General features: G+C 71.0%; 21 protein-coding genes and 1 tRNA gene. 10 read left to right on the top strand and 12 right to left on the bottom strand.

The annotated features are described in order from the left end of the window. Nucleotides 1-117: 117 nt before the first annotated feature. From FGW37_RS16215 to FGW37_RS16195, 5 genes are all read right to left on the bottom strand, one after another. Nucleotides 118-1,572 (bottom strand): penicillin-binding transpeptidase domain-containing protein, encoded by a 1,455-nt coding sequence (locus FGW37_RS16215; RefSeq protein ID WP_179081703.1) that lies wholly within the window; start codon nt 1,570-1,572, stop codon nt 118-120. Continuing rightward, complete coding sequence (locus FGW37_RS16210; RefSeq protein WP_179081702.1) at nt 1,569-3,011, bottom strand: FtsW/RodA/SpoVE family cell cycle protein; 1,443 nt, start codon at nt 3,009-3,011, stop codon at nt 1,569-1,571. Before FGW37_RS16210 ends, FGW37_RS16215 begins: the two co-directional genes overlap by 4 nt. Before the next feature lie 40 nt (nt 3,012-3,051). Further along, on the bottom strand, nt 3,052-4,608 hold the full coding sequence (locus FGW37_RS16205; RefSeq protein WP_179081701.1) for a Stp1/IreP family PP2C-type Ser/Thr phosphatase: 1,557 nt from the start codon (nt 4,606-4,608) through the stop codon (nt 3,052-3,054). 75 nt (nt 4,609-4,683) lie between these two features. Further along, nucleotides 4,684-5,226: an FHA domain-containing protein FhaB/FipA gene (locus tag FGW37_RS16200; RefSeq protein ID WP_179081700.1), complete on the bottom strand. Its 543-nt coding sequence runs from the start codon at nt 5,224-5,226 to the stop codon at nt 4,684-4,686. Between the two features lie 10 nt (nt 5,227-5,236). Beyond that, entirely contained in the window at nt 5,237-6,094 is an 858-nt protein-coding gene (locus FGW37_RS16195) for an FHA domain-containing protein (RefSeq protein ID WP_179081699.1), read from the bottom strand. A 383-nt stretch (nt 6,095-6,477) separates the two neighbouring features. Here FGW37_RS16195 and FGW37_RS16190 point away from each other — a divergent pair. Together FGW37_RS16190 and FGW37_RS16185 are read left to right on the top strand one after the other, a co-directional pair. Further along, nucleotides 6,478-6,561 (top strand) — tRNA-Leu (locus FGW37_RS16190). A 172-nt stretch (nt 6,562-6,733) separates the two neighbouring features. Further along, nucleotides 6,734-7,510: a hypothetical protein gene (locus tag FGW37_RS16185; RefSeq protein WP_179081698.1), complete on the top strand. Its 777-nt coding sequence runs from the start codon at nt 6,734-6,736 to the stop codon at nt 7,508-7,510. Nucleotide 7,511: 1 nt separating this feature from the next. Here the strand turns inward: FGW37_RS16185 and FGW37_RS16180 are convergent, their stop codons facing one another. The 4 genes from FGW37_RS16180 to FGW37_RS16165 form a co-directional block, all read right to left on the bottom strand. Next, nucleotides 7,512-7,829, bottom strand: a complete 318-nt coding sequence (locus tag FGW37_RS16180; protein ID WP_179081697.1) for a helix-turn-helix domain-containing protein — start codon at nt 7,827-7,829, stop codon at nt 7,512-7,514. Between the two features lie 250 nt (nt 7,830-8,079). After that, complete coding sequence (locus FGW37_RS16175) at nt 8,080-9,330, bottom strand: MFS transporter (protein WP_179081696.1); 1,251 nt, start codon at nt 9,328-9,330, stop codon at nt 8,080-8,082. A 195-nt stretch (nt 9,331-9,525) separates the two neighbouring features. Continuing rightward, entirely contained in the window at nt 9,526-10,494 is a 969-nt protein-coding gene (gene rfbB, locus FGW37_RS16170) for a dTDP-glucose 4,6-dehydratase (protein ID WP_179081695.1), read from the bottom strand. Continuing rightward, entirely contained in the window at nt 10,491-11,570 is a 1,080-nt protein-coding gene (locus tag FGW37_RS16165) for a glucose-1-phosphate thymidylyltransferase (RefSeq protein WP_179081694.1), read from the bottom strand. The genes rfbB and FGW37_RS16165 overlap by 4 nt, the downstream gene beginning before the upstream one ends. 141 nt (nt 11,571-11,711) lie before the next feature. Here FGW37_RS16165 and FGW37_RS16160 point away from each other — a divergent pair, with 141 nt between their 5' ends. The 8 genes from FGW37_RS16160 to FGW37_RS16125 all read left to right on the top strand — a co-directional run bounded on the left by FGW37_RS16160 (nt 11,712) and on the right by FGW37_RS16125 (nt 21,401). Beyond that, the gene (locus tag FGW37_RS16160; protein WP_179081693.1) at nt 11,712-12,545 is read left to right on the top strand and encodes a class I SAM-dependent methyltransferase; all 834 of its coding nucleotides are present in this window, start codon (nt 11,712-11,714) and stop codon (nt 12,543-12,545) included. A 196-nt stretch (nt 12,546-12,741) separates the two neighbouring features. Then, nucleotides 12,742-13,875, top strand: a complete 1,134-nt coding sequence (locus tag FGW37_RS16155; RefSeq protein WP_179081692.1) for a nucleotide disphospho-sugar-binding domain-containing protein — start codon at nt 12,742-12,744, stop codon at nt 13,873-13,875. A gap of 71 nt (nt 13,876-13,946) precedes the next feature. Then, complete coding sequence (locus FGW37_RS16150; RefSeq protein WP_179081691.1) at nt 13,947-15,104, top strand: DegT/DnrJ/EryC1/StrS family aminotransferase; 1,158 nt, start codon at nt 13,947-13,949, stop codon at nt 15,102-15,104. Between the two features lie 19 nt (nt 15,105-15,123). Next, nucleotides 15,124-16,389 (top strand): DUF6365 family protein, encoded by a 1,266-nt coding sequence (locus FGW37_RS16145; RefSeq protein WP_179081690.1) that lies wholly within the window; start codon nt 15,124-15,126, stop codon nt 16,387-16,389. A gap of 70 nt (nt 16,390-16,459) precedes the next feature. Continuing rightward, complete coding sequence (locus FGW37_RS16140) at nt 16,460-17,770, top strand: NDP-hexose 2,3-dehydratase family protein (RefSeq protein WP_179081689.1); 1,311 nt, start codon at nt 16,460-16,462, stop codon at nt 17,768-17,770. Then, nucleotides 17,767-18,822, top strand: coding sequence for a Gfo/Idh/MocA family protein (locus FGW37_RS16135; protein ID WP_246430408.1), 1,056 nt, complete (start codon nt 17,767-17,769; stop codon nt 18,820-18,822). Before FGW37_RS16140 ends, FGW37_RS16135 begins: the two co-directional genes overlap by 4 nt. Continuing rightward, nucleotides 18,819-20,126: a lipopolysaccharide biosynthesis protein RfbH gene (gene rfbH / locus FGW37_RS16130; RefSeq protein WP_179081688.1), complete on the top strand. Its 1,308-nt coding sequence runs from the start codon at nt 18,819-18,821 to the stop codon at nt 20,124-20,126. The genes FGW37_RS16135 and rfbH overlap by 4 nt, the downstream gene beginning before the upstream one ends. Before the next feature lie 108 nt (nt 20,127-20,234). Then, a complete protein-coding gene (locus FGW37_RS16125) occupies nt 20,235-21,401 on the top strand; it encodes an acyl-CoA dehydrogenase family protein (protein WP_179081687.1) in 1,167 nt (388 codons plus the stop codon). A 119-nt stretch (nt 21,402-21,520) separates the two neighbouring features. On the opposite strand, the gene FGW37_RS16120 is transcribed toward FGW37_RS16125, so the two are convergent. The 3 genes from FGW37_RS16120 to FGW37_RS16110 form a co-directional block, all read right to left on the bottom strand. Then, the gene (locus FGW37_RS16120; protein WP_179081686.1) at nt 21,521-22,330 is read right to left on the bottom strand and encodes an AfsR/SARP family transcriptional regulator; all 810 of its coding nucleotides are present in this window, start codon (nt 22,328-22,330) and stop codon (nt 21,521-21,523) included. 172 nt (nt 22,331-22,502) lie between these two features. Further along, on the bottom strand, nt 22,503-23,420 hold the full coding sequence (locus tag FGW37_RS16115) for an MBL fold metallo-hydrolase (RefSeq protein ID WP_218650585.1): 918 nt from the start codon (nt 23,418-23,420) through the stop codon (nt 22,503-22,505). A gap of 198 nt (nt 23,421-23,618) precedes the next feature. Then, nucleotides 23,619-24,473: a 4'-phosphopantetheinyl transferase family protein gene (locus FGW37_RS16110; protein ID WP_179081685.1), complete on the bottom strand. Its 855-nt coding sequence runs from the start codon at nt 24,471-24,473 to the stop codon at nt 23,619-23,621. Nucleotides 24,474-24,495: the final 22 nt, after the last annotated feature.

Genomic DNA, 24,495 nt, shown 5'->3' with positions numbered 1-24,495 from the left:
GGCGGTGTGCTGTCCGGCATACCGTACCCGGCACCTCGCGCCCCTTCCGGCCGCGACGGCCACCTGATACACGACCGGTACCGTCACCCGCGTCGCCGGACGCGGAGGTGAGCGGCCTCACTTCGAGGTGCTGAGCACCGCCTCCATGACCTTCTTCGCGATCGGCGCGGCGAGCGCGCCACCGGCGATGTCGTCACGCATCGTGTCCGAACCCTCGATCACGACGGCGACCGCGACGGGAGAGCCGTTGGCACCCTTGGCGTAGGAGATGAACCAGGCGTACGGGTTCTCGCTGTTGGCCACGCCGTGCTGAGCGGTTCCGGTCTTGCCGCCGACCGTGACGCCGGAGATCCGGCCGTTCTTGCCGGTGCCCTCGTTGACCACCGTCTCCATGACCGACTGCAGCTTCCGCGCGGTGTCCCGCGACATCGGCTGGGACATCTGCTTCGGCTGGTGCGTCTCGATCACGTTGAGGTTGGGGGCGCGCACCTTGTCGACCATGTACGGCTCCATGAGCTTGCCGTCATTGGCGACCGCGGCGGCCACCATGGCCATCTGCAGCGGCGTGGCGCGGTTGGAGGCCTGACCGATGCCGTCCATGGCGTTCTGCGGACGGTTGTCCTTGGGGTAGATGCTCTGGGCGGCGCGGACGGGCGTGTCGAGCTTGTCGTTGTTGTAGCCGAACTTCTGCGCCTGCTCCATCATCTTCTTGTTGCCGAGGTCGGCGCTGACCTTGCCGAAGACGGTGTTGCAGGACCACTGCATGGCCACCCGCAGCGAGGCGTCCTTGCAGGGGATATCGCCCTCGTTCTTCAGCGGCGTGACCGTGTCCGGCAGCGTCCACGGCAGCGGCGAGTCGGTCTTGGAGTCGACGTCCTTGTACAGCCCGTTCTCCAGGGCCGCAGCAGCCGTCACGACCTTGAACGTCGAACCCGGCGGGTAGGTCTCGCGCAGCGCCCGGTTGAGCATGGGCTTGTTCTTGTCCTGGTCCAGCGACGTCCATTCCTTGCCGTCGTTGGCGCCCGCGATCTTCGACGGGTCGTAGGACGGCGTGGACGCCAGGGCGAGGATCTTGCCGGTGCGCGGGTCGATGGCCGCGACCGCGCCCTTCTTGTCGCCCAGGCCCTCGAACGCGGCCTTCTGAGCCTTGCTGTTCAGGGTGGTGATCACGTCACCGCCCTTCTTCCCCTTGCCCGTGATCATGTCGACGGTGCGGTTGAAGAACAGGCGGTCGTCGTCGCCGATGAGGACGGGGTCGTAGAGCTTCTCCAGCTGGGTGGCGCCGTAGACCTGCGAGGAGCGGCCGGTGACCGGCGCCCACATGGCGCCGTCGTTGTAGGTCCGCTTGTACTTGAAGTCCACGCCGCCGGTCTCCACGGAGCCGGTGATGGCCTGGCCGTCCACGATGATGTTGCCGCGGGGCTGGCTGTAGCGGGCGATGTCGACGCGGCGGTTGTTCTTGTGCGTCTTGAGCTCGTCCGCCTGGACGAACTGCAGCCAGTTGTCCCGCAGCAGCAGGGCCAGAACGAGGAGGCCGCAGAAGATCGCGATCCTGCGTACGGGCTTGTTCACGGGCGGACCACCTGGGTCATCTCGGCGTCTGTGGACGGGGCGGGGGCCGGGGCCGGGCGCCGCGCCGTATCGCTGATCTTCATGAGGATGGCGATCAGCGCCCAGTTGGCGATCACGGACGAACCGCCCTGGGCGAGGAACGGCATGGTCATACCGGTCAGCGGGATGAGACCCATGACACCGCCGGCCACGACGAAGACCTGGATGCCGAAGGCGGCGGCGAGGCCGGTGGCGAGCAGCTTGCCGAAGGGGTCGCGGGCGGCGAGGGCCGTGCGCATGCCGCGCTCGACGATCAGGCCGTAGACCAGCAGCAGCCCCATGGCGCCGGCCAGCCCGAGCTCCTCGCCGAAGGAGGCGAAGATGAAGTCGGAGTTGGCGGCGAACTGGATCAGGTCGGAGGCGCCCTGGCCCCAGCCGGTGCCGAAGACGCCGCCGGAGCCGAAGGCGAACATGGCCTGGGCGATCTGCTCGGTGGTGGCCCAGGAGGGCCGCGGGTTGTCGTAGACCGCGAAGGGGTGCAGCCAGGCCATCACACGGACCTTGACGTGCGGCTCGACCGAGCCGACCACGGCCGCGCCGCCGGCGGACATCAGCAGGCCGAAGACGATCCAGCTGGTGCGCTCGGTGGCCACGTACAGCATGACGACGAACATGCCGAAGAACAGCAGCGAGGAGCCCAGGTCGGTCTCGAAGACGAGGATGACGAGGCTGAGCGCCCAGACGGCGAGGATCGGGCCGAGGTCGCGGCCGCGCGGCAGATACAGGCCCATGAAGCGGCGGCTGGCCAGGGCCAGGGCGTCGCGCTTCACCATCAGGTAGCCGGCGAAGAAGATCGCGAGGATGATCTTCGCGAACTCACCGGGCTGGATGGAGCCGAGGCCCGGCACCGTGATCCAGATCTTGGCGCCGAACTTCCCGGGGAAGAACACCGGGGCGACCAGCAGGATCAGCGCGACCACCATCGAGATGTAGGTGTAGCGCTGCAGGATGCGGTGGTCCTTGAGGAAGATGATCACACCGACGAAGAGCGCGATGCCCATGGCCGAGAACATCAGCTGGTTCGGCGCCGACGCCTGGAAGGTGAAGCCCTGGGCCTTGGCCAGGCGCGCCAGGCGCTCCGACTGGTCCAGCCGCCAGATCATCACGAGGCCGAGCCCGTTGAGCAGGGTGGCCAGCGGCAGCAGCAGCGGGTCGGCGTACTTGGCGAACTTGCGCACCACGAGGTGGCCGACGCCGCCGAGCAGGCCGAGGCCCAGCCCGTAGCCGAGCATGCCGGAGGGCATCTCGCCGTTGAGCGCGAGGCCGACGTTGGCGTAGGCGAAGCACGGCAGGATGACGGCGAACGCGAGCAGGGCGAGCTCGGTGTTGCGCCGGCTGGGCGGGCCCACGGTGCTGATCGTGGTCGTCGCGGTCGTGTTGCTGCCCGCGCTGGATGGCATGGATGGCATGGCTGACATGAGTTGATGGCCCCCTACGGCTTCACTGCTGAGCGCTGCACTGCGGGACCAACTTCTGCTCTTCCTCGGTGAGGGTGGGGACCGGGCTGGGCACCGGACTGGCCTGGGCGGAGAGGCCGGTGGCTCCCGGCTTGGCGTCGGTCTTCGGGTCCTTCGGGTCCTTGGGGTCCTTGGGAAGGTCGCCCACGGCACCGCCGGCCCGGTCGCCGCCCTGCTTCTCCTTCTCCCGCTGCTGCTGCTCGGCCTTGCGCCGCTCGTCTTCCTTCTTGCAGGCGCCGGCGAGCAGGCCGAGGTCCTTGGCCTTCTGCTCCGCCTTCTCGCGGCTGTCGAGCGCAATGGTGTCCTCGACACGGCTGCGCTGGTCGACGGGCAGGTACTTGAGTTCGATCTCGGGGTGGTCCTGGTAGAGCTTGCTCAGGCTGACCCACGCCAGGTCCTGGTTGATGCCCTGGTAGACCGCCACGTGGTTGTTGTCCTTGGCGCCCACGTAGTACTGCGTCTGGGTCCAGCTGTAGCCGCCGTAGAGGCCGCCCGCGACGACGCCGAGGACGACGGCGAGGATCAGCGACCGCTTGAGCCACCGGCCGCGCCCGGGCTCCTTGACGAAGTCCTCGTCCATGAAGGCGCCGAACGATCCGTCCGGGGTGCCGCCCATGCCGCCGTCGCCGCTGCCGGGCGGGCCGAAGGCACCGCCGGGGGCCTGCGGCGGTACGGGCCGGTTGGCGCGGGCGTGCTCGGCGGCGCGCCCGGCCGGGGTCTGCATGGCGCCGTCGACGCCCATCTGCAGCTGGTTCTCGGCGACCGCGCCGACGATCACCGGCGTGTCGTTGAGCTGCTGGGCGAGGGTGTCGCCGCCGTCGACGTCGAGGACGTCGGCGACGATGCAGGTGATGTTGTCGGGACCGCCGCCGCGCAGGGCGAGCTGGATCAGCTCCTGGACCGTCTCGTGGGGGCCCTGGTAGCTGGCGAGGGTCTCCTCCATCGTCTGGTGACTGACGACGCCGGACAGGCCGTCGGAGCAGATCAGATAGCGGTCGCCCGCGCGGACCTCGCGGATCGAGAGGTCGGGCTCGACGTGGTCGCCACTGCCCAGCGCGCGCATCAGCAGGGAGCGCTGCGGGTGGGTGGTGGCCTCCTCCTCGGTGATCCGGCCCTCGTCCACCAGGCGCTGCACCCAGGTGTGGTCCTGGGTGATCTGGGTGAGGACGCCGTCGCGCAGCAGGTACGCGCGGGAGTCGCCGACGTGCACGAGGCCGAGCCGCTGGCCGGTCCACAGCAGGGCGGTCAGGGTCGTGCCCATGCCCTCCAGCTGGGGGTCCTCCTCGACCATCACGCGCAGCTGGTCGTTGGCGCGCTGCACGGCGGTGCCGAGGGAGGTGAGGATGTCCGAGCCGGGGACGTCGTCGTCGAGCTGGACGAGAGTGGAGATCACCTCGGAGCTCGCGACCTCACCCGCGGCCTGGCCGCCCATGCCGTCGGCGATGGCGAGCAGGCGCGGGCCGGCGTAACCGGAGTCCTCGTTGCCCTCCCGGATCATGCCCTTGTGCGATCCGGCGGCGAAGCGCAGTGACAGACTCATGCGCACCTCGCCCGTCGGCTCCGGGTACAGCCCCTTCCCAGCCACGCTGCCCACCCTCCGGTCGTCATGGTCCTACTACTTCCGCAGCTCGATGACGGTCTTGCCGATGCGGATCGGCGCGCCGAGCGGGATCGGGGTCGGGGTGGTCAGCCGCGTGCGGTCGAGATACGTGCCGTTGGTCGAACCCAGGTCCTCGACGATCCACTGGCCGTCGCGGTCGGGGTAGATCCTGGCATGCCGGCTGGAGGCGTAGTCGTCGTCCAGCACGATCGTGGAGTCGTGGGCGCGTCCCAGCGAGATGGTCTGGCCCTGGAGGGCGACCGTGGTGCCCGTGAGGGAGCCCTCGGAGACCACGAGCTTGGTGGGGGCGCCGCGGCGGCCCCGGTCCGCGCGCCGGTCGGCCCGGCGCCCGCCGGCCTGCTGCTGGCGCTGCTGCGGGGGCGCGGCCTGGGCCTGCGCGCGCTGCGGCTGCCGCTCGGGACCGCCCCGGCGGGAGCCACGCTGGGTGACCCGGGTGCCGAAGAGATCACTGCGGATGACCTGAACGGCCACGATCACGAACAGCCACAGTACGGCGAGGAAACCCAACCGCATGACCGTGAGGGTCAGCTCTGACATTGCCCCCGCTTCACCCTTCGGCTTGCCGATAAACGATGGTGGTGCTGCCCACGACGATCCGTGAGCCGTCGCGGAGCGTAGCGCGAGTGGTGTGCTGCCCGTCCACCACGATGCCGTTGGTCGACCCCAGGTCCTGAATGGTCGCGGGGGTGCCGACCCGGATTTCGCAGTGCCGGCGGGAGACGCCGGGGTCGTCGATCCGTACGTCCGCCTCGGTGCTGCGGCCCAGCACGAGGGTGGGGCGGGAGATCTGGTGCCGGGTGCCGTTGATCTCGATCCAGCGCCGGGTCTGGGCTCCGGGCACGCCTGCCGCGGGAGCCTGGCCGCCCGCGCGCGGCGCGGGCCGCCCGGGGGGCGCGGAGGGCGGCGGCGACGCGGGCATGGGCGGCAGCCCGGACGGCGGTGCCGGATAGCCCGCGCCGTGTGTGGCGGGGCCGCCCGGGCGCGCCGGACCGGGGCGTGCGCTCTGCTGGCCTTGGTGCTCCTGCGACTCGCTGGCGGCGAGGGTGCGGCTGCGCACCCGGTACAGCCCGGTGTCGAGGTCGTCCGCCTTCTCCAGGTGGACCTTGATGGTCCCCATGAAGGTGTACCGCTGCTGCTTGGCGTAGTCGCGGACCATGCCGGAGAGCTCATCGCCGAGCTGTCCCGAGTACGGGCTGAGCCGCTCGAAGTCCGGGGTGCTCAGCTCCACGATGAAGTCGTTCGGGACGACGGTGCGGTCACGGTTCCAGATGGTGGCGTTGTTGTCGCACTCGCGCTGCAGGGCGCCGGCGATCTCGACCGGCTGCACCTCGGACTTGAACACCTTGGCGAAGGTGCCGTTCACGAGACCCTCGAGACGCTGCTCGAAGCGCTTCAGTACTCCCACGGGGCACCTCCTTCCCTCAGTGACGTTCCTGATGCTCGGTGTCGTTCCTGATACTGCTTACTGATCGTATCCACGCGTCGGGGAAACGGCCGGTTCCCCTTCGGGGCCAGGAGTGACGAGTGTCGCCCCGGCCTGCCCGGCACGACCCTTCCTGTCCCCTTCATAGGGATCGTAGAGGCGGCCGGGAGCCAGTGTCCCGCAACCGGCGGGGTCCCCACCGGTCCCGGCGGCCCGGCAGGCCTCCCACGGGCCCGCCCCCGGGAGAACGAGTGTGAAGGCACCCGTGAAGGCGTGCTAATGTTCTCGATGTCGGAAGGCGAACGGCGCAGAACCGGAAGGGTAAACCCCCGGGAAAGCTTCGGAAGCCCGAGGACGACACCCATGCGCGGGTGGCGGAATAGGCAGACGCGCTGGATTCAGGTTCCAGTGCCCGAAAGGGCGTGGGGGTTCAACTCCCCCCTCGCGCACAGTGAGACAGACCCCTCAGAGTGACTCATGTCACTCTGAGGGGTCTGTCTCGTTTTGCATGGGCTTGATCTGGAAGAGCTTGGCCGGAACGTGGCACGCCGTAGTGACCGGAGTGGGAACATCATTCTGTAGTCGCACCGGGGCGCTGTGTGATCCGGAGGGGGACGCGGGGTGACTGGTAACCAGACGTCCGTTCTTTCGGAGTGGATCCTGCCCGCCGCCGTCTGCGCGCCCGTGACCTGGGTGTGCCTCGTCCACCGCTTCCGCGGGCAGGGGCGGCTGCTGGGGACGGTCAGGTCGGTGTCCTCGGCGCTCGCCGTGGTGCTGTGGACCTCCGCGATGGCCGCGCTGGCCAGTGGCCTGCTGTTACCGCACGCCTCCAGCGTGCCGCCGGCGGCGGTCGGCGTCGTGGCGGGGGCGGGGCTGGTGCCCAAGAAGAGGACCGAGCAGGCCGAGCATCCGGTGATGGCGATTGTCACACTGGGACATTCGCTGCTGATCAACAGTCTGATGCTGCGCCTGCAGACCGACCGGGCCGAGTGGTGCGCCCGGATGACCGGTGGTTTCGACAACTGCTGGGAGCTCGACGTCTTCGCCGACCGGGTCGCGCGGCACCTGAGGTCCCGCGTGGACGTCCCCGGGCGCTCGCCCAAGGGCAGGAGCGGCCTGGTGACCTCGATCAAGGACCGGTACGAGGAGGTGCGGGCCGCGGTGCAGCAGGCGGACACCCTCGAGACCGAGATCGAGAAGGTCTGCAAGGACGAGCAGCGCGAGCGGACGCCCCAGGAGGCCGGGCGGATGCTGCGGGCCTTCGGCGAGGCCGAGCACCTCTGTGCGTGTCTTCTGGAGCTGGCGCACGCCCACGGCAAGCGCAGCGACGACAAGAAGATCCTCGCACTGCGGCGACAGCCCCTGTACGCAGCTGCCGCCGAGGTCCCGGCGCGCTGAGTCAGTGGTAGGACTTGGCCAACGCGCGGGCTGCCGCAGGCTCCTGGCGCTCGACCGCAGGCGAGTCGGAGAAGGAGATCTCCATCTTCACGTCCAGCGCATCGGCCACCGCAGCCAGCGAACGCATCGTCAGATTTTCGTCGCCGGACAGGATTTGGCTCACCCTGCCCGGGGACACGCCCATGCTGTCCGCCAAGTCCTTGCGCGTCATGCCCCGTTCGGCGAGGAGGCCCGCCAGGGATGCCGTCGCGTGGCGGGCCAGCCGGGCTCCGGTCGCATCGGCCGCCCGTCCTTGATCGTGCCTGTCACGCCACGCCATGGCTACCCCCAGGAACAGAAATCACGGCGCCCGTGGGCGCCTTCCCAGATAAGAGCATGCCACCTTTAGCGCTAACTAAAAGCCCGCTTCCGGCTAAAGATGGCTCAGTCGGCGGAGAGTTCACCCTTTGATCAATCTGTGACCAGGCGTGATACGGCAATCGGTCGATTTCGGCCAGACTTCGGCCCGCCCGCGGAAATGGGGTTGCGGGCGGGCCGGAGGGGCGCTCGTGGCGGGGCGCCGGGCGCTGTCAGCGCGCCGCCGTGCCCTCCTCGTCCGCCGGTTCCTTGGGCGCGGCGGGGGCAGCCGCGGCGGGGGCCGGGGCCTTCAGGAAGAACAGCAGCAGGAACGACAGGACGGCGATGCCGCCGGCGATGCGGAAGCCGGTGGCGATCGACGTCGCGCCGATGACCGGGCCGATCACCAGGGGGGCGGCGAACTGTCCGGTGAAGTTGGCCGTTCCCGACAGGGACGTGGCCTGGCCGCGCAGGGCGGGCGGCGCGGTCTCGCCGATCATCACGGCGAGTGCGGGCACGGACATGCCCATGCCGAGGCCGAACAGCGCCGGGGCCAGGATGATCAGCACCGAGTTGCCCGCGGTCCCGGCGACCAGGAAGGCCGCCACCCACAGGACGACGGCGATCCGCAGCAGGCGGATGTAGCCGAGGCTCGTCTTGATCTTTGCGTAGGCCAGGCCGACCAGGGTGCCGGCGACCGAGGTGCTCGTCGTGTACAGCGCGACCAGGAACGGCGTCTCGACGCCGAGCTGCGCGAGCCGCTGGGGAAGGAAGACGGCGAGGACGTAGAGCAGGAACGAGCTGGTGAGCGACAGGGCGTAGAGACCCAGCAGGCGGGGGCGCGAGCGCAGCAGGGTGAACGTTCCGCCACCACCGCCGGGCCGCTTGGCGTTCAGGCTCTTGGGCAGGGTGAACATCATCGCGATGCCGACCGGGATGCCCAGCAGGTAGATCGCGAAGGGGCCGTGCCAGGAGATCCCGCCGAGCGCGCCGCCCAGCAGCGGCCAGATGATCCCGCCGACGCTGATGGCGACCGAGCGCCACCCCGCCACGCGGTCCCGCTCGGGCCCTTCGTAGAGCGCCAGCAGGGCCACCGTCGTACCGGCGAAGACCGCGGCCGCGCCCACGCCGAACGCGAACCGGCTGATGATCAGCGCCGTGTACGAGGTGGTGAACAGCCCGGCGCCGCCCGCGACGCCGTAGAGCAGGAGCCCGGCCACCAGGGGCGTCTTCAGCCCCCAGCGGTCGATCGTCCAGCCCACGATCGGGCTGGCGATCGCGAGGGACAGGCCGTGGGCGGTGAGGATCAGACCGGCACCGGTGCCGCTGACGCCGAGCTCGCCGCGGATGACTCCTACGACGGGGGTGAGGATCGTGCCCGCCATGACGGTGAGGGTGGACGCAAGGAGGAGTACGGCCAGGGCGGCCCGGCCGCGTGAAGCGGGCCGGGGCGCGGTGGGTGATGACGGGGTGGGTGATGCCATCGGGGGAACCTTAGCTACATAACGGGGGTGGATGGTGCCGGGCGGCTCATGGGACTGCCGTCCCCGGAGTCACCCGCGAAACGGTGGTCACCCTGTCCGGCCGGCGCACGTCCTGCCACTCCTTCAGATGCCGCTCGAGGATCACTCGAGCAGCACTCGAAGGCGGTGGGGCGGATTCCGCCACGCCGTCCGTTCTCAGTCATCGAGCAGCGGCTTCCACCACTGAGGGTTGTCCACGTACCAGCCGACGACCCGCTTCAGGCCCTCGTCGAGCGTCCACTGCGGCGCGTAGCCGAGCTCGGCGCGGATCTTGTCGTCGTTGATCGCGTAGCGGAAGTCGTGGCCCTTGCGGTCCGGGACGTGCTGCACCTTCGACCAGTCGTGGCCGGTCAGGTCGAGCAGCCGCTCGGTCATCTCGCGGTTGGTCAGGGCGGTGGCGCCGCCGATGTTGTACGTCTCGCCCGCGCGGCCGGCCGTGAGGACGAGCTGGATGGCCCGGCAGTGGTCGTCGACGTGCAGCCACTCGCGGACGTTGGTGCCCTCGCCGTAGAGCGGCACCTGCTGTCCCTGCAGGAGGCGGGTGACGAACTGCGGGATGAGCTTCTCGACGTGCTGGTGGGTGCCGTAGTTGTTGGAGCACCGGGTGATGCGCACGTTGAGCTTGTGGGTGCGGTGGTAGGCGCGGGCGAGGAGGTCGCTGCCGGCCTTCGACGCGGAGTAGGGGGAGTTGGGCAGCAGGGGCGACTCCTCGGTCCACGTGCCGGTGGCGATGGATCCGTAGACCTCGTCGGTCGACACGTGCACGACGTTGTCCACACCGGTGTACAGGCAGGCGTCGAGGACGCTCTGGGTGCCCAGGACGTTGCTGTGGACGAAGGCGACCGCGCCGTCGACGGAGCGGTCGACGTGGGACTCGGCCGCGAAGTGGACGACGGCGTCGTGGCCGGGGAGCAGCTGGCGCAGCAGGTCCTGGTTGCAGACGTCGCCGCGGACGAAGGTCAGCCGCGGGTCGTCCATCGGCAGGCTGTCCGTGTTGCCGGCGTACGTGAGCTTGTCGATGACGGTGACGTGGGCGTCCTCGTAGCCGCGGTAGCCGCCGGAGAGCATGGTGCGGACGTAGTGCGAGCCGATGAAGCCGGCGCCGCCGGTGACGAGGACCTTCATGCCATTACCTCCGCGCGCGTGTGGTCACCGATGATCAGCCGGCTGCCCGAGGCCGCCGTGCCGGGCTTCTGGACCCGGGCCCAGCGGCCGATGACGCAGCTCTGCAGGTCGCGGACGTTCTCGATGGCGGCGCCCTCGAGGATGATGGAGTCCTCGACGCCGCTGTCCGTAAGGACGCAGTCGTGTCCCACGGCCGTGTACGGGCCGATGTCGCTGCCGGTGACGACGCTGCCGGCGCCGATCACGAGCGGGCCGGTCAGCCTGGACCGGACGACGCGGGCGCCCGGTCCGAGGACGACGGGCCCCTGCAGAATGCTTTCCGCATCGACTTCGGCGCCCTCGCGGTCGGCGGCGGTGCCGCCGATGCGGTCGAGGATCTCCCGGTTGCACTCCAGCAGGTCGTCGATCTTGCCGGTGTCCTTCCAGTAGCCCTCGTACTCGCGGGCGGTGACCGTCCGGCCCGCGTCCACCAGGTGCTGGATGGCGTCGGTGATCTCCAGTTCGCCGCGGGCGCTGGGCTCGATGGCGCGCACCGCCTCGTGCACGGCGGCGGTGAAGAAGTACACGCCGATGACGGCGAGGTCGCTGCGCGGCGCGCTCGGCTTCTCCACGAGGGCGAGCACGTGGGAGTCCGCGTCGACCTCGGCCACGCCGTACTGGCGCGGGTCCGCCACCTTGGTGACCAGCACCTGGGCGTCGGGGCGGCGCTCGCGGAAGGCGCCTGCGGCCTCGGCGATGCCGTCGGCCAGCACGTTGTCCCCCAGGTACATCACGAAGTCGTCGTCGCCGAGGAAATCGGCGGCGAGGGCCACGCAGTGCGCGAGCCCGAGCGGGGCCTCCTGGCGGATGTAGGTGAGGCGGAGCCCGAGCGAAGAGCCGTCTCCCACCGTGGCCTCGATCTGCGCCGCGTGGCCGCCGACGATGACGCCCACGTCCTCGATGCCGATGTCCCGCAGGTTTTCCAGGCAGTGCACCAGGACGGGTTTGTTCGCCACTGGGACCAGTTGTTTCGCCATCGAGTAGGTGAAGGGCCGCAGGCGCGTACCTTCGCCACCGGACAGGACCAGTGCTTTCATGGGTTCCCCAGAAATTCTCGCAAGGAGACAGGATCGGGGACAACGTGGTCGACCGCGCTCGACTCCGATTCGAGTCACCGTCGAACTAATGTTGACAACTTCTCTCCCCGTTGCGGTCGCTGAGACGAGGAGCTGGAGTCAATGACGCAGGATCAGCAGGCGCAGGCCCTGTCGCCGGACGAGGTCGGCGAGGTCTACGACGAGAAGGGCTGGCTCTGGGAGATCTTCATGGGCCAGAACCTGCACATCGGCTGGTGGGACGACGAGGCCCCGGACGTCGACCCGAAGGACCGGCTCACGGACGTCCTCATCGAGCAGGTCGGGCTGAAGCCCGGGCAGCACCTCCTGGACGTCGGCTGCGGCCAGGGCCGCCCGGCGCTGCGGCTGGCCGAGGCCAGTGGCGGCGAGGTCACCGGCATCACGGTGAGCGCGGAGCAGGTCGCGGCCGGCACGGAGGCGGCGGCCGGGGCGGGCCTCGCGGACCGGGTGCGGTTCGCCCTGGCGGACGTGACGGAACTGCCCTACGCAGACGGTGAGTTCGACGCAGCCTGGGCGATGGAGTCGCTGATGTACCTCGGTGACCGGCCCGCCGCGCTGCGCGAGATCGCGCGGGTGCTCAAGCCCGGCGGGGTGTTCGTGCTGTCCGACTACGTCGAGTCGGCCGAGCTGGACGAGGAGTGGCGCAAGGTCCTGCTGGAGGGCTTCACGGTGGGCTCGCTGCCGACCGCGGACCAGTACGCCGAGATGATCACCGCGGCGGGGCTGACCGTCGAGCGGAACTTCGACGCGACCGCGCACCTGCGGCGCTCCGCGGCGCGGATCGACCAGCTCGTGGCGGACAACTACGACAAGGTCGTGGAGAAGGGCGGGCTGCAGTTCGCCGAGGAGTTCAAGGAGATGATCGGCCGGGTCTCGAAGCTGGAGCGGGACATGCTCGGCTACTCGGTGATCACCGTCCGCAAGCGGGGTGCCTGAGCGGCGCTTTTCCTGATCAGGGCGGGTTCCTGAGCGGTGCTCGGGGGTGGTCCCGGCTTCGGCCGCCGGCCGGCTGTGACCCCGGCTCCTCGAGCCCGGTCGGGCCGGGTTCCCACGCGTCCGTCAGCGCCTCCCGCAGGGACCTCGTCGAGCCGCCGTCGAGCAGGGTTCGAGGCCCGGTTCCAACGATGACCGCATGAAGATTCTCTTTGTTGCGGGAGGCACCTCCGGGGTGATCTTCGGCATCGTCCCGCTGGCCCAGGCCGCCCGCAACGCCGGGCACGAGGTCTTTATGGCCGCCCCCGAGAACATGATGGCGACCATCACGGGCGCCGGGATCCCCGGCGTCCCGGTCTCCGGCGTGCCGATGATGGACCACCTCGTGGACCGGCGCGGCATCCGCGTGCCCATCCCCGAGGATCTTCACGAGCGCTACATCTTCAACGGGCGCACGTTCGGCCGCTACGCCGCCGCCTGCCTGGACGGCCTGCTGTCCCTGGTGGCCGACTGGCGCCCGGACGTCGTCGTGGGCGGGGCGCTCGCCTTCGCCGCGCCGCTGATCGCCGGGCACCTGGGCGTGCCGTACGTGAAGCAGGCCATCGACATGGGCGAGCCGCGCACGATCGACCTCGCGGCCGCCGCCGAGCTGGGCCCGGAGCTGGAGCGGCTCGGCATGTACGAGATGCCGCGCACGGATCTGTTCGTCGACATCTGCCCGCCCAGCCTGCGGCCCTCCGACGCGCTGCCCGCGCAGATGATGCGGTACGTGCCGTTCGCCACCCAGATGCCGGTCGAGCCCTGGATGTACACCAAGGGCGACCGGCCGCGGGTGCTGGTGTCGGCCGGCAGCCGGGTCACCCCGGAGTCCGACTTCGACATCCTCAGCGGCCTCGTCGACAAGGTCGGCAAGCTGGACGTCGAGCTGCTCATCGCCACGCCCGAGGCGGTCGCGGAGAAGCTGCGGCCGCTGCCGGACCATGTGCGGGCCGGCTGGATCCCGCTGCACCTGGTGGCCCCGACCTGCGACCTCGTCGTCCACCACGCGGGCGGCAACACGACGATGGGCTACCTCTCCTACGGCGTCCCCCAGGTGCTGGTGCCCTACCTGCCCTACTGCGTCGACTACTCGACCCGGCTCAGCGCGTACGGGGCCGCGACGATGATCGACCCCGCCGACGACAGCGCCGAGAACATCGCGCGCGTCTGCGCCGAGATGCTGGCCACCCCCTCCTACCGCGAGCGGGCCGCGGAGCTGGCCGCCGAGGTGGCCGCGCTGCCCACGTCCGCCGACGCGGTGCAGGCGATCGAGCGGCTCGCCGCCGCGGCCTGACACCCGTACGCCCGCCACCGCACGCGCCCGCGCCACTGCGCGCCACATCGACTCCCAGGGGGTACCACCAAATGATCAATCTCTTCCAGCCGCAGGTCGGTGACGCCGAACTCGCCGCCGTGGCCGAGGTGTTCGACAGCAAGTGGCTCGGGCACGGGCCGCGCACGAAGGCATTCGAGGCCGCGTTCGCCGAGCGCCTGGGCGTCACCCCGGAGCACGTCCTGTTCGTCAACTCCGGTACGGCCGGGCTGTTCCTGGCGCTGGAGACCCTCGACCTGGCCGAGGGCGACGAGGTCGTCATCCCGTCCATGAGCTTCCTCGCGGCCGCCAACGCCATCGTCTCCACCGGCGCGACACCCGTCTTCTGCGACGTCGACCCGCGGACGATGAACCCCACCTGGGAGCACATCGAGGCCGCGGTCACGCCGCGCACCAAGGCGGTCGTGGTGCTGCACTACGGCGGCTACCCGGGCGACGTCGTGGAGATCGCCGAGCGCTGCCGGGAGCGGGGCCTGGCCCTGGTCGAGGACTCGGCCTGCTCGGTGGACTCCCGCGTGGACGGGCGCGCCGCCGGCTCCTTCGGCGACCTGGCCATGTGGAGCTTCGACGCCGCGAAGGTGCTGGTCACGGGCGACGGCGGGATGCTCTACGTACGGGACGCCGAGCGCGCGCAGCGGGCCCGCCGGCTCGCGTACCACGGGCTCGTGCAGGCCACCGGCCTCGCCTACGCGAAGGTCTCGCACCGCTGGTGGGAGCTGGAGGTCCCCGAGGTGGGCCGGCGCGTCATCGGCAACGACCTGACGGCGGCGATCGGCCTGGTGCAGCTCGGGCGGCTGCCCGAGTTCACCGCCCGGCGCAAGGAGATCGTCGCCCTGTACGACCGCGAACTCGCCGGCATCGAGGGCCTGAAGACGCCCCCGCCGCTGCCGGCCGGGCACGAGTCCTCGCACTACTTCTACTGGGTCCAGATGGACGCGCGGATCCGCGACCAGGTCGCCTCCGACCTGCTGGCCGCCGACATCTACACGACCTTCCGCTACGCGCCGCTGCACAAGGTGCCCACCTACAAGTCCGACGCCCGGCTGCCGGGCACCGAGCAGGCGTCCGGCGAGACCCTGTGCCTGCCGATCCACCCGGGGCTCGGCGACGCGGACGTGCTCACCGTGGTGGCCGAGCTGCGCAAGGCGATCGAGACGCGCACCCGGGACCTGGCCCCGGCCGCGGGCTGAGCGGACGGGAGACCACGTCATGCGAGTGCTGTTCATGTCCCCGCTGGCCAAGAGCCTGCACGAGACGACCATCGGGCTCGACCTCGCGGACCAGCTGGGAGACGCCGGCGTCGTCAGTCACTTCGTGATCGACGCGGACAACGAGGACCAGCTCAAGACCGCCGGATACCCGTACACCGTGATCACGCCCGCCATGGGCGGCCGGGCCCGCGAGGAGGTCGGGCGCGTCGCCCGGGAGTTCCGGCCGGACGCGATCGTCCTCAGCGACTACCTGGCGCACTGGCTGACCCACCTCGTCAGCTACGAGACCGACCCCTGGTACGTCCAGGACTTCGGCGTGCCGGTGATCCCCATCGACCTGCACGACCTGACGAACACCACGCGGGAGCTGGAGGTGCTGGGGAAGACCGTCGTCGCCGACGGCAACCTCCTGGACATGCCCGTACACCTGCACCCCGTGCCGATGGGCCGCCCGGAGGCCCGGGCCGGCGGGCAGGGCCTGCCGTACCGCGCGAACCGGAGCATCGCGCCGCTGACGGAGGCGGCGCGGGCCGGGGTGCGCCGGTCGCTGGGGCTCGGCGGGGCGGAGCGGCTGCTGATGTTCCCGACGCTGCCGTGGCAGGAGATCATGCAGACGCGGGCCGGGCCGCGGACGCGCGAGCTGGCGGTGCGCGTGCCGCAGCTCATCGGGCACTACCTGCGGCAGCTGCCGGACGACACCCATTTCCTCGTCGCCGGGCCGTACCTGGACGGGCTGGGGCTGCCGCCCGAACGCGTCCACGTGGAGCCCTCGTACACCGCGCAGCGCTACCACGCCCTGCTCGGCGCCTCGGACGCCGTGATGTCGGCCTTCCTGACGTCCTACGCGCTCGAACGGGCCGTCCTCGCCGACGTGCCCGGGATGTTCGCCGTCAACACCCACGACATCGGGGAGGCGGCGGGCGACGGCGGGCGGCCGGGGGCCCCGGACGGGCTCTCACCCGCGGTCCGGGCGTGGCTCGCGGACTTCCCCGGCGCCGTCCCCGCGTTCCACATGTGGCCCCTGAGCTGGAACAAGGTGGTCGGACCGCTGCTGGCCGGCAACCCGTTCGCCGACACCACCGTACGCACCGAGCTGTTCGACGAGCAGGCCGTCGTCGAGGGACTGACGGGCATCCTCTACGACCCGCTGGTCCGCGGCCGCCTGGCGGAGGCGCGCGCGGCCTACCGGGACGGCGTCGACCGGCTCCCGGAGACCGCCGAGGTCTTCGCCACCGCGGCGCAGCGCGTGGGCCTGACGCTCTGAGCCCCCTTCGAGCGGCGCTCTAACCGGGTGCCGAATGCTGAAGCAACCGCACATCATGAGGAGGGCTGCCGTGTTCCGGCAGACAAGCGAATTCCACGACTGGTTCGCCGAACAGCGCGCGGCGCAGGACCACCGGGTGACGCCCGCCCCGCTGCGCGAGCTCGACGGCTGGTCGTTCGAGCCGGGGACCGGCGACATCCGGCACCGCAGCGGGCGGTTCTTCAGCATCGAGGGCATCGCGGCGGAGACCGACAACCGCGAGGTCGCCGCCTGGTCGCAGCCGATCATCGTGCAGCCGGAGTCCGGGATCCTGGGCATCCTGGTGAAGGAGTTCGCGGGCGTCCCGCACTTCCTGCTCCAGGTGAAGATGGAGCCGGGCAACATCAACATCCTGCAGCTCTCCCCGACCGTGCAGGCGACGCGGAGCAACTTCACCCGGGTGCACCAGGGGAACGCCGTCCCGTACCTGGAGCACTTCCTGGCGCCGCGCACCGGGCGGGTGATCTTCGACGCGCTGCAGTCGGAGCAGGGGTCGTGGTTCCTGGGCAAGCGCAACCGCAACATGATCGTCGAGGTGGAGGGGGACGTCCCCGTCCGCGACGGCTTCTGCTGGCTCACGCTCGACCAGATCGGCGAGCTGCTCGGCGTCGAGAACCTCGTCAACATGGACACCCGCACCGTGCTGTCGGGCCTCCCCGACGGCTGGGCGGTCCAGGGCCGCACCACCGGCGCCGAGGGCCGGGCCCTGCACGGGACGGCCGCGCTGCTCAGCTGGTTCACCGAGGCCAAGGCCTCGCACCGGCTGGAGCGCCGCCGCATCCCGCTGTCGGAGGTGGCCGGCTGGGCCGAGTCCGACGGGGCCGTGGTGCACGAGAGCGGCCGCTTCTTCAAGGTCATCGGCGTGGACGTCGAGGCCCAGGGCCGCGAGGTCGCCCGCTGGTCGCAGCCCATGATCGCGCCGGTCGGCCGGGGCGTGATCGCCTTCCTCACCCGGCGGATCGAGGGCACCGTCCACCTGCTGGTGAACGCGCGCACCGAGGCGGGCAGCTTCGACGTCCTCGAAATGGGCCCCACCGTGCAGTGCGCGCCCGCCAACTACGAGGGGCTGCCCGCCGGGAGCCGCCCGCGGTTCCTGGACGAGGTGCTCTCGGCCGCCCCCGAGCGGGTCCTGCTGGACGTCGTCCACTCCGAGGAGGGCGGGCGCTTCTACCACGCGGAGAACCGCTACCTCGCGGTCGAGGCGCCTGAGGACTTTCCCCTCGAAGTGGGGCCGGACCACATATGGATGACGCTGCATCAGCTCGGGGCGATGGTCCGGCACTCCCACCACGTGAACGTCGAGGCCCGCAACCTCCTGGCCTGCCTGCGGTTCCTGCGGTGAGCGCCGCGGAGCGGGACCCCGCGGCCGGGACCGTGCGCCTCGGGCTCATGGGCTGCGCCGACATCGCCCTGCGCCGGGTGCTGCCCGCCGTGGCCCGGACCGGGGGCATCGCGCTCACGGCCGTCGCCGCCCGCGACGCCGCCCGGGCCGCGCAGGTCGCGCAGCAGTACGGGGCCGCGGCCGCCGCCGGCTACGCGGAGCTGCTGGAGCGGGACGACGTCGACGCCGTCTACGTGCCGCTGCCCTCGGCGCTGCACGCCGAGTGGACCGAGCGCGCGCTGCTCGCCGGGAAGCACGTCCTGGCCGAGAAGCCGCTGACCCTGGACGCCGCGGAGACGGCCCGGCTCGTGGACCTGGCCCGCTCCCGCGGGCTGGTGCTGATGGAGAACTTCATGTTCGTCCACCACCCGCAGCACCGGCGCGTGCGGCAGCTGCTGGAGGACGGCGCGATCGGCGAGATCCGCACCCTCCACGCCGCCTTCACGATCCCGCCGCGGCCCGACGGCGACATCCGCTACCGGGCCGACCTCGGCGGCGGCGCGCTCTTCGACGTCGGCGTCTACCCGCTGCGGGCCGCCCAGCTGCTGCTCGGGCCCGGCCTGGAGGTGATCGGAGCGGATCTGCGCACCGACCCGGAGCGGGGCGTGGACGTCGCGGGCAGCGTGCTGCTGCGGCGGCACGACGGGGTGACCGCCCACCTCACGTTCGGCATGGAACACCACTACACGTCACGTTACGAAGTGCTCGGCAGCGCGGGCCGGCTCCGCCTCGACCACGTCTTCACACCCCCGGCCGACCACCGCCCGGTGGTCGTCGTCGAGCGGCAGGGCGGCGTCGAGGAGCTGGCGCTGGAGCCGTTCGACCAGGTCACGGCCGCCGTCCGAGCGTTGGTGACGACCATCGGATCCGGCGCCGGTACGACGACCGGCGAGGCGACCGTCCGCCACGCGGAGCTGGTCGCCGACGTCCACCGGGCAGGGCACGCGCGCAGAGGCCGGGCCGGCACTGCCCGACGACTCGCTGAGTACGCCGTAGGAGGCGAAGAGAAATGAACGAAGCCAAGGAAGCCAAGGCCCGCATTCTGGAGCAGGTCCGTGCCTACCACGGCACGGACGAGAAGGAGTTCGTCCCCGGGGAGACCGGCGTGTGGCCGGCCGGTGCCGTCTTCGACGCCGACGACCGCGTGGCGCTGGTCGAGGCCGCGCTGGACATGCGCATCGCCGCCGGTGTGAGCTCCCGCCGCTTCGAGCGTCAGTTCGCCAAGTTCTTCAAGCTGCGCAAGGCCCACCTGACCAACTCGGGCTCCTCGGCCAACCTGCTCGCGCTGTCCGCCTTCACCTCACCGCAGCTGGAGGACCGGCGGCTGCAGCCCGGCGACGAGGTGATCACCGTGGCGGCGGGCTTCCCGACCACCGTCAACCCGATCATCCAGAACGGCCTGGTGCCCGTCTTCATCGACGTCGAGCTCGGCACGTACAACACGACGCCGGAGCGCATCGCCGAGGCCATCGGCCCGCGCACCAAGGCGATCATGATCGCCCACTCGCTGGGCAACCCCTTCGCCGTCGAGGAGGTCGCGAAGCTCGCCGAGGAGCACGACCTCTTCCTCATCGAGGACAACTGCGACGCCGTCGGCTCGCTCTACCGCGGCAAGCCCACCGGCACCTTCGGCGACATCGCCACCACCAGCTTCTACCCCGCGCACCACCTCGCGATGGGCGAGGGCGGCTGCGTGCTGACCGACAACCTCGCGCTCGCGCGCATCGTCGAGTCCATGCGCGACTGGGGCCGGGACTGCTGGTGCGAGCCGGGTGAGGACAACCGCTGCTTCAAGCGGTTCGACTACCAGATGGGCGACCTGCCGCACGGCTACGACCACAAGTACATCTTCTCCCACGTGGGTTACAACCTGAAGGCGACCGATCTCCAGGCGGCCCTCGGCCTCAGCCAGCTCGCCAAGATCGAGGCGTTCGGCGAGGCGCGGCGCGCCAACTGGAAGCGGCTGCGCGAGGGCCTGGACGGGGTGCCGGGGCTGCTCCTGCCGGAGGCCACGCCCGACAGCGACCCCAGCTGGTTCGGCTTCGCCATCACCGTGCGGCCCGAGGCGCGCTACACCCGCAAGGACCTGGTGGCCTTCCTGGAGGACCGGAAGATCGGCACCCGCCGCTTCTTCGCCGGCAACCTCACCCGCCACCCGGCCTACCTGGACCGCCCGCGCCGGATCAGCGGCTCGCTCGCCAACAGTGATCTCGTCGCCGAGCACACCTTCTGGATCGGCGTCTACCCCGGCCTCACCCCCGAGATGATCGACTACTCGGCCGAGTCCATACGGGACTTCGCCGCGAAGAACTCTTGAGGCCGCCGTTGACGCCGGCCTCCGGCATCGACCGCTGAGGCCTGCGCCGGGCCCTGACACCCCGACCGTCCCCGTACCGCACCGCCGCACTTCACAGGAGCACCCACGATGACCACCACGGACACCAGGGAATCCAGGGACACCACAGACGCCGTCGCACCGACCCTGCTCGAAGCGGCCCGCGCGGCCGCCCCGCTCGCCGCCGCGCACGCGGAGGCCGCGGAGGCCGACCGCCGGCTCGCGCAGCCCGTGGTGGACGCGATCGTGGCCGCCGGGTTCTCCAGCCACTTCGCCCCGGCCGCCCAGGGCGGCGCGGCGGGGACGTTCGCCGAACTCCTGGACGCGTCCGCCGCCCTGGGCGAGGGCTGCGCGTCCGCGGCCTGGTTCGCCTCGGTGACCGCCAGCGCCGGGCGGCTGACCGCCTACCTGCCGCAGGAGGGGCGCGAGGGCGTGTGGGCCAAGGGCCCCGAGACCGTGGTCGTCGCGGGCCTGATGCCCTCGGGCACCGCAGAGCCCGCCCCGGGCGGCTGGCGGGTCACCGGCACGTGGAACTACGTCAGCGCGGTCGACTTCTCCGACTGGACGCTGGTCGCCGCCCGGGTGGCCGGGGCGGAGGGTACGGGCGTACGGGTCCTCGCCGTGCCGCGCACGGACTACGCGATCACCGACACCTGGCGCGTGGTGGGCATGCGCGGGACCGGCAGCAACACCGTCGTGCTCGACGAGGTCCTCGTGCCCGACGCGTACACCGTCCCGCTCGACGTCCTGCTCAAGGGCCTCGCGCCCGATGCGGCCGCGGCCTGCCACCGGGTGCCGATGAAGGCCGCCAACGGCGTCACCCTCGGCGGGCCCCTGCTCGGCGCGAGCCGGGGTGCACTGCGCCGCTGGCGCGAGCTCGTAGCCGCCAAGCTGAACGCCCCCGCGGGCGCCATTTCCGGGGGCTCCGACCACGGCACGTTCGAGCAGCTCCTGGCCCGTGCCGAGGGCGAGATCGACGCGGCGGGGCTGCTGCTGGAGCGCGTCGCCCGCACCACCGACACCGGCGCCGTCGACGCGCTCGGCACCGCCCGCAACGGGCGGGACTGCGCGCTCGCCGCGGAGATGCTCGCGACGGTCGCCGACCGGCTGCTGCGCTCGGCCGGCACCCGGGCGCAGGCCGAGGGCGAGGAGCTCCAGCGGCACTGGCGGGACGTGAACTGCGGTGCGGGCCACAGCGGTCTGCAGTTCCCGACGGCGGCGGGCGCGTACGCCCGGCTGCTGAACGACTCCGCCTGATCGACTCCGCCTGACCGCCTTTCCGGTCGTCGGCTTTCCGGTCGCCTTCACGGGAAAGCGCCGGACGGACCCGTCACCCGGGTCCGTCCGGCGCTTCGTGTGCGCGGGCGGGACCGGGGTCAGATGCCCGCGGTCACCAGGCGGCGGTGGTGGTGCTGCGCGGGCACCGTGTCCGCCGGGTTGAGCACGTCCAGCTGCAGCCGCTGCAGCTCGGGGGAGGGTTCGAGGCCCAGCTCGTCGTTGAGGATCCGGCGCAGGCTCTGGTACGCCTGCAGGGCCTCGGCGCGCCGCCCGGAGTGGTTGAGGGCGGAGATCAGCTGGCCGTGGAACCACTCGTTGAGCGGGTAGTCGTTGACCAGCGCGCGCAGCAGCGGGATGGACTCGCGCTGCCGGCCGAGCTGGAGCTCCGCCTCGATGCGCAGCTCCAGGGCCCGGATGCGCAGCTCGTTGAGGTGCACGATGCGGCCGGTGAGGACGTCGCCCGCGGGGATGTTGGAGAGCGCGGGGCCTCGCCAGAGGTCCAGCGCCTGCTCCAGGCGCTGGACGGCGGCTTCGGGCCTGCCGTTCTCCAGCGCCGTCTTCCCCTGCAGCACGAGGCGTTCGAAGATCTTGATGTCGACCTCGTGGTCCTCCACGCGGATGAGGTAGCCGGGCGGCTGGGTGATCAGCAGGGCCCGCTCGGCGGGTACCAGCCGCTCGGCTATGAACATCTTGCGCGCGTGGTAGATGTACGTCTGCAACGTGGTCAGGGCGCTGCGCGGAGGGGACTCGCCCCAGAGCTCCTGGATCAGCGATTCCGAGGTGACGATCTCATTGGGCCTGGTCAGGAGCAGAGCCAGAGTCTGGCAGACCTTCGGCGTGCTGGGCAGGTGTGGTGGTCGTCCGTCTCCGGTGACGATCTCGAACGGGCCGATGAGGTTGAATCGCACTGCACACACTCCTGTACCGGGTGCAAAGATCCCTGTGCCGCGTTGAGCAAGATTTCTGACAACGTAGGTGTCTGCCGCACAAAACCCCCACTCCGGGGCAGTGAGAGTGTCAGGCTACCGACCGGTAGGTTTTCTTTTTTACGAGTCCCGTCACGTGTGCTTCATACCTGTGTCATGCGTGGCACACGGGCAGCCCGCCGTGGTACTCGACCATCTCGGAGAAGAGCAGGCCGATGTCCAGCGGGCGGCCGGGAGGCGCGCCCTTCTCCTCCGCGTACGCGCGGTGGAGGTTGGGCACCAGGCGCTCGGAGTCGAGCAGCTCGGCGTACTCCCCGAGGTCCGCCTCTCGCGCGGCCTCCAGCGGGCCGATCCCCGCGGCGAGGCCGGCCCTCGCGATCTCCTGCACGCGCCGCAGGTACCCCTCCGTGGCGTCCAGCAACTCCGGGCCGCCCACGGGGCCGTGGCCCGCGACGACGGTCACCGGGTCGAGCGCGCGCAGCTGCTCGGTCACGGCCAGGGAGCCGGAGACCGAGCCCATCAGGCAGAACGGCGTGGCCCCGGACATCACCAGGTCGCCGGTGAACAGGACCCGCTGCTCGGGCAGCCAGACGACCGTGTCGTTGGTGGTGTGCGCGATGCCCGGATGCAGCAGCTCGGCCGTGACGTCGCCGATGTGCAGGGTCAGCCGGTCGCGGAAGGTGAGGGTGGGCAGTTCGACGGAGACCTCGCCCCAGCACACCTCGGGCCACAGCCCCGTCAGGTGCAGGCCCACGTCCGCCATCTCGGTGCGGGTGCGCTCGTGGGCGACGACCACCGCGTCGTCCGCGAACAGGTAGTTGCCGAAGGTGTGGTCGCCGTGGGAGTGGGTGTTGACGACGAACTGCGGGGGCCGCGCCGTGAGCGGCGTGACGGCCTCCTTGAGGGCGCGCGCCCGCGCCTCCGTGGCGGCCGTGTCGACCAGGGCGGAGCGGTTGCCGGCCACGATGAGGCCGGCGTTGTTCAGACACCAGCCGCCGTCGGGCTGGACGTAGGCGTGGACGTTCTCCGCCACCTCTTGCAGGCGGGGGGTGTCTTGGGTACGGGTGTTCACGGGACGTTCTCCGTGGGTGGTCGGGGAAGGACCCGTTCACTGTGGCGAGCGGGGATCGAGTGCGGGTCGAGGGGGCGGGGTTGGTTTTCCCCAGCCCCTCCCCTTCCCGTAACCGGGGGCACGCCCCCGGGCCCCCTTGTCGCGCTGAACGCGCTCGTCCTCAAACGCCGGACGGGCTGTTTATTGTGCTGGGTCGTGTCATTGGCGGGTGCCGGGCCGTGCCGAGAGCACCGCCGCCGCCAAGCCCGTGTCCAGGACCGTTCCCGCCGTCGGTCTCCGGGTCGCGCCGAAGACCGCCGGGGCCACCGCCGCGCTCACCGTGTAGCCCGCGTCCAGCGTGTGGGACTCCAGGTGCCAGTCGCCGTCGTCGGCCGGTGAGCCGTCCGAGCGCAGCAGGCGGGCCGTGGCGCCCGACGCGGCCGGGATCGTGAAGCCGAAGGAGGTGAAGGGCAGCCGCAGGCCCAGGCCCAGGGCCTTGCTGTACGCCTCCTTGAGCGTCCACAGCCGGATCATGGACGCGTTGCGCTCCCGCTCCGGCAGCCAGCCCAGCGCGGCCCGCTCGTAGGCGGTGAAGGACTCCTCGGCCAGGCCCGTGCCGTAGATGGGGCGCGCGGAGGACTCCACGTCGACCCCGATCGGGCCGACGTGGCTGAGTCCCACCGCGAGGATGTCCCCCGTGTGGCTCAGGCTCACCTCCAGTTGGCCGCAACCGCGCAGGTAGGGCCTGCCGTTCGGGTTGCGGGCCAGTTCCAGCTCGCGCGGGTCGGCGTCCAGGACGGCGCCCGCCGCGTACTTCAGCAGGAGCCGGGAGGCGGCGAAGCGCCGCCGCGTCTGTTCCTGGCGGATCCCGGCGTGGCGCTGCGCCTCCTGCCCGAGCAGCCTGCCGAGCTCGTCGTCCGGCAGGCCGTGGTCGCCCCAGTCGGCCATCAGCCCGTAGACGAGCGCGAAGCCCCGTTCCTCCATGGCGGTGTCCGCGGCGGTCCACGGGCCGTCCGGGGACGTCACCCGGACCGGCGCCGGACCGGCCAGCCCCCGGGGACCGGATGTGGCCATGTCATCTCCCTTTATACGGTTG

The organism is Streptomyces rectiverticillatus, from assembly GCF_013394065.1.
GTDB classification, from domain to species: Bacteria; Actinomycetota; Actinomycetes; order Streptomycetales; family Streptomycetaceae; genus Streptomyces; species Streptomyces rectiverticillatus.
Note: the sequence above shows the minus strand (reverse complement) of the source record. Positions and strands in the feature narration are given on the sequence as shown.

Excerpts from the sequence above, each read along its gene's own strand:
- FGW37_RS16200 (WP_179081700.1), bottom strand. The coding sequence starts at position 5,226 with ATGTCAGAGCTGACCCTCACGGTCATGCGGTTGGGTTTCCTCGCCGTA.
- FGW37_RS16160 (WP_179081693.1), top strand. The coding sequence starts at position 11,712 with ATGACGCAGGATCAGCAGGCGCAGGCCCTGTCGCCGGACGAGGTCGGC.
- FGW37_RS16150 (WP_179081691.1), top strand. The coding sequence starts at position 13,947 with ATGATCAATCTCTTCCAGCCGCAGGTCGGTGACGCCGAACTCGCCGCC.
- FGW37_RS16180 (WP_179081697.1), bottom strand. The coding sequence starts at position 7,829 with ATGGCGTGGCGTGACAGGCACGATCAAGGACGGGCGGCCGATGCGACC.
- FGW37_RS16125 (WP_179081687.1), top strand. The coding sequence starts at position 20,235 with ATGACCACCACGGACACCAGGGAATCCAGGGACACCACAGACGCCGTC.
- FGW37_RS16165 (WP_179081694.1), bottom strand. The coding sequence starts at position 11,570 with ATGAAAGCACTGGTCCTGTCCGGTGGCGAAGGTACGCGCCTGCGGCCC.
- rfbB (WP_179081695.1), bottom strand. The coding sequence starts at position 10,494 with ATGAAGGTCCTCGTCACCGGCGGCGCCGGCTTCATCGGCTCGCACTAC.
- FGW37_RS16145 (WP_179081690.1), top strand. The coding sequence starts at position 15,124 with ATGCGAGTGCTGTTCATGTCCCCGCTGGCCAAGAGCCTGCACGAGACG.
- FGW37_RS16210 (WP_179081702.1), bottom strand. The coding sequence starts at position 3,011 with ATGCCATCCAGCGCGGGCAGCAACACGACCGCGACGACCACGATCAGC.
- FGW37_RS16110 (WP_179081685.1), bottom strand. The coding sequence starts at position 24,473 with ATGGCCACATCCGGTCCCCGGGGGCTGGCCGGTCCGGCGCCGGTCCGG.
- FGW37_RS16175 (WP_179081696.1), bottom strand. The coding sequence starts at position 9,330 with ATGGCATCACCCACCCCGTCATCACCCACCGCGCCCCGGCCCGCTTCA.
- FGW37_RS16155 (WP_179081692.1), top strand. The coding sequence starts at position 12,742 with ATGAAGATTCTCTTTGTTGCGGGAGGCACCTCCGGGGTGATCTTCGGC.
- FGW37_RS16205 (WP_179081701.1), bottom strand. The coding sequence starts at position 4,608 with ATGAGTCTGTCACTGCGCTTCGCCGCCGGATCGCACAAGGGCATGATC.
- rfbH (WP_179081688.1), top strand. The coding sequence starts at position 18,819 with ATGAACGAAGCCAAGGAAGCCAAGGCCCGCATTCTGGAGCAGGTCCGT.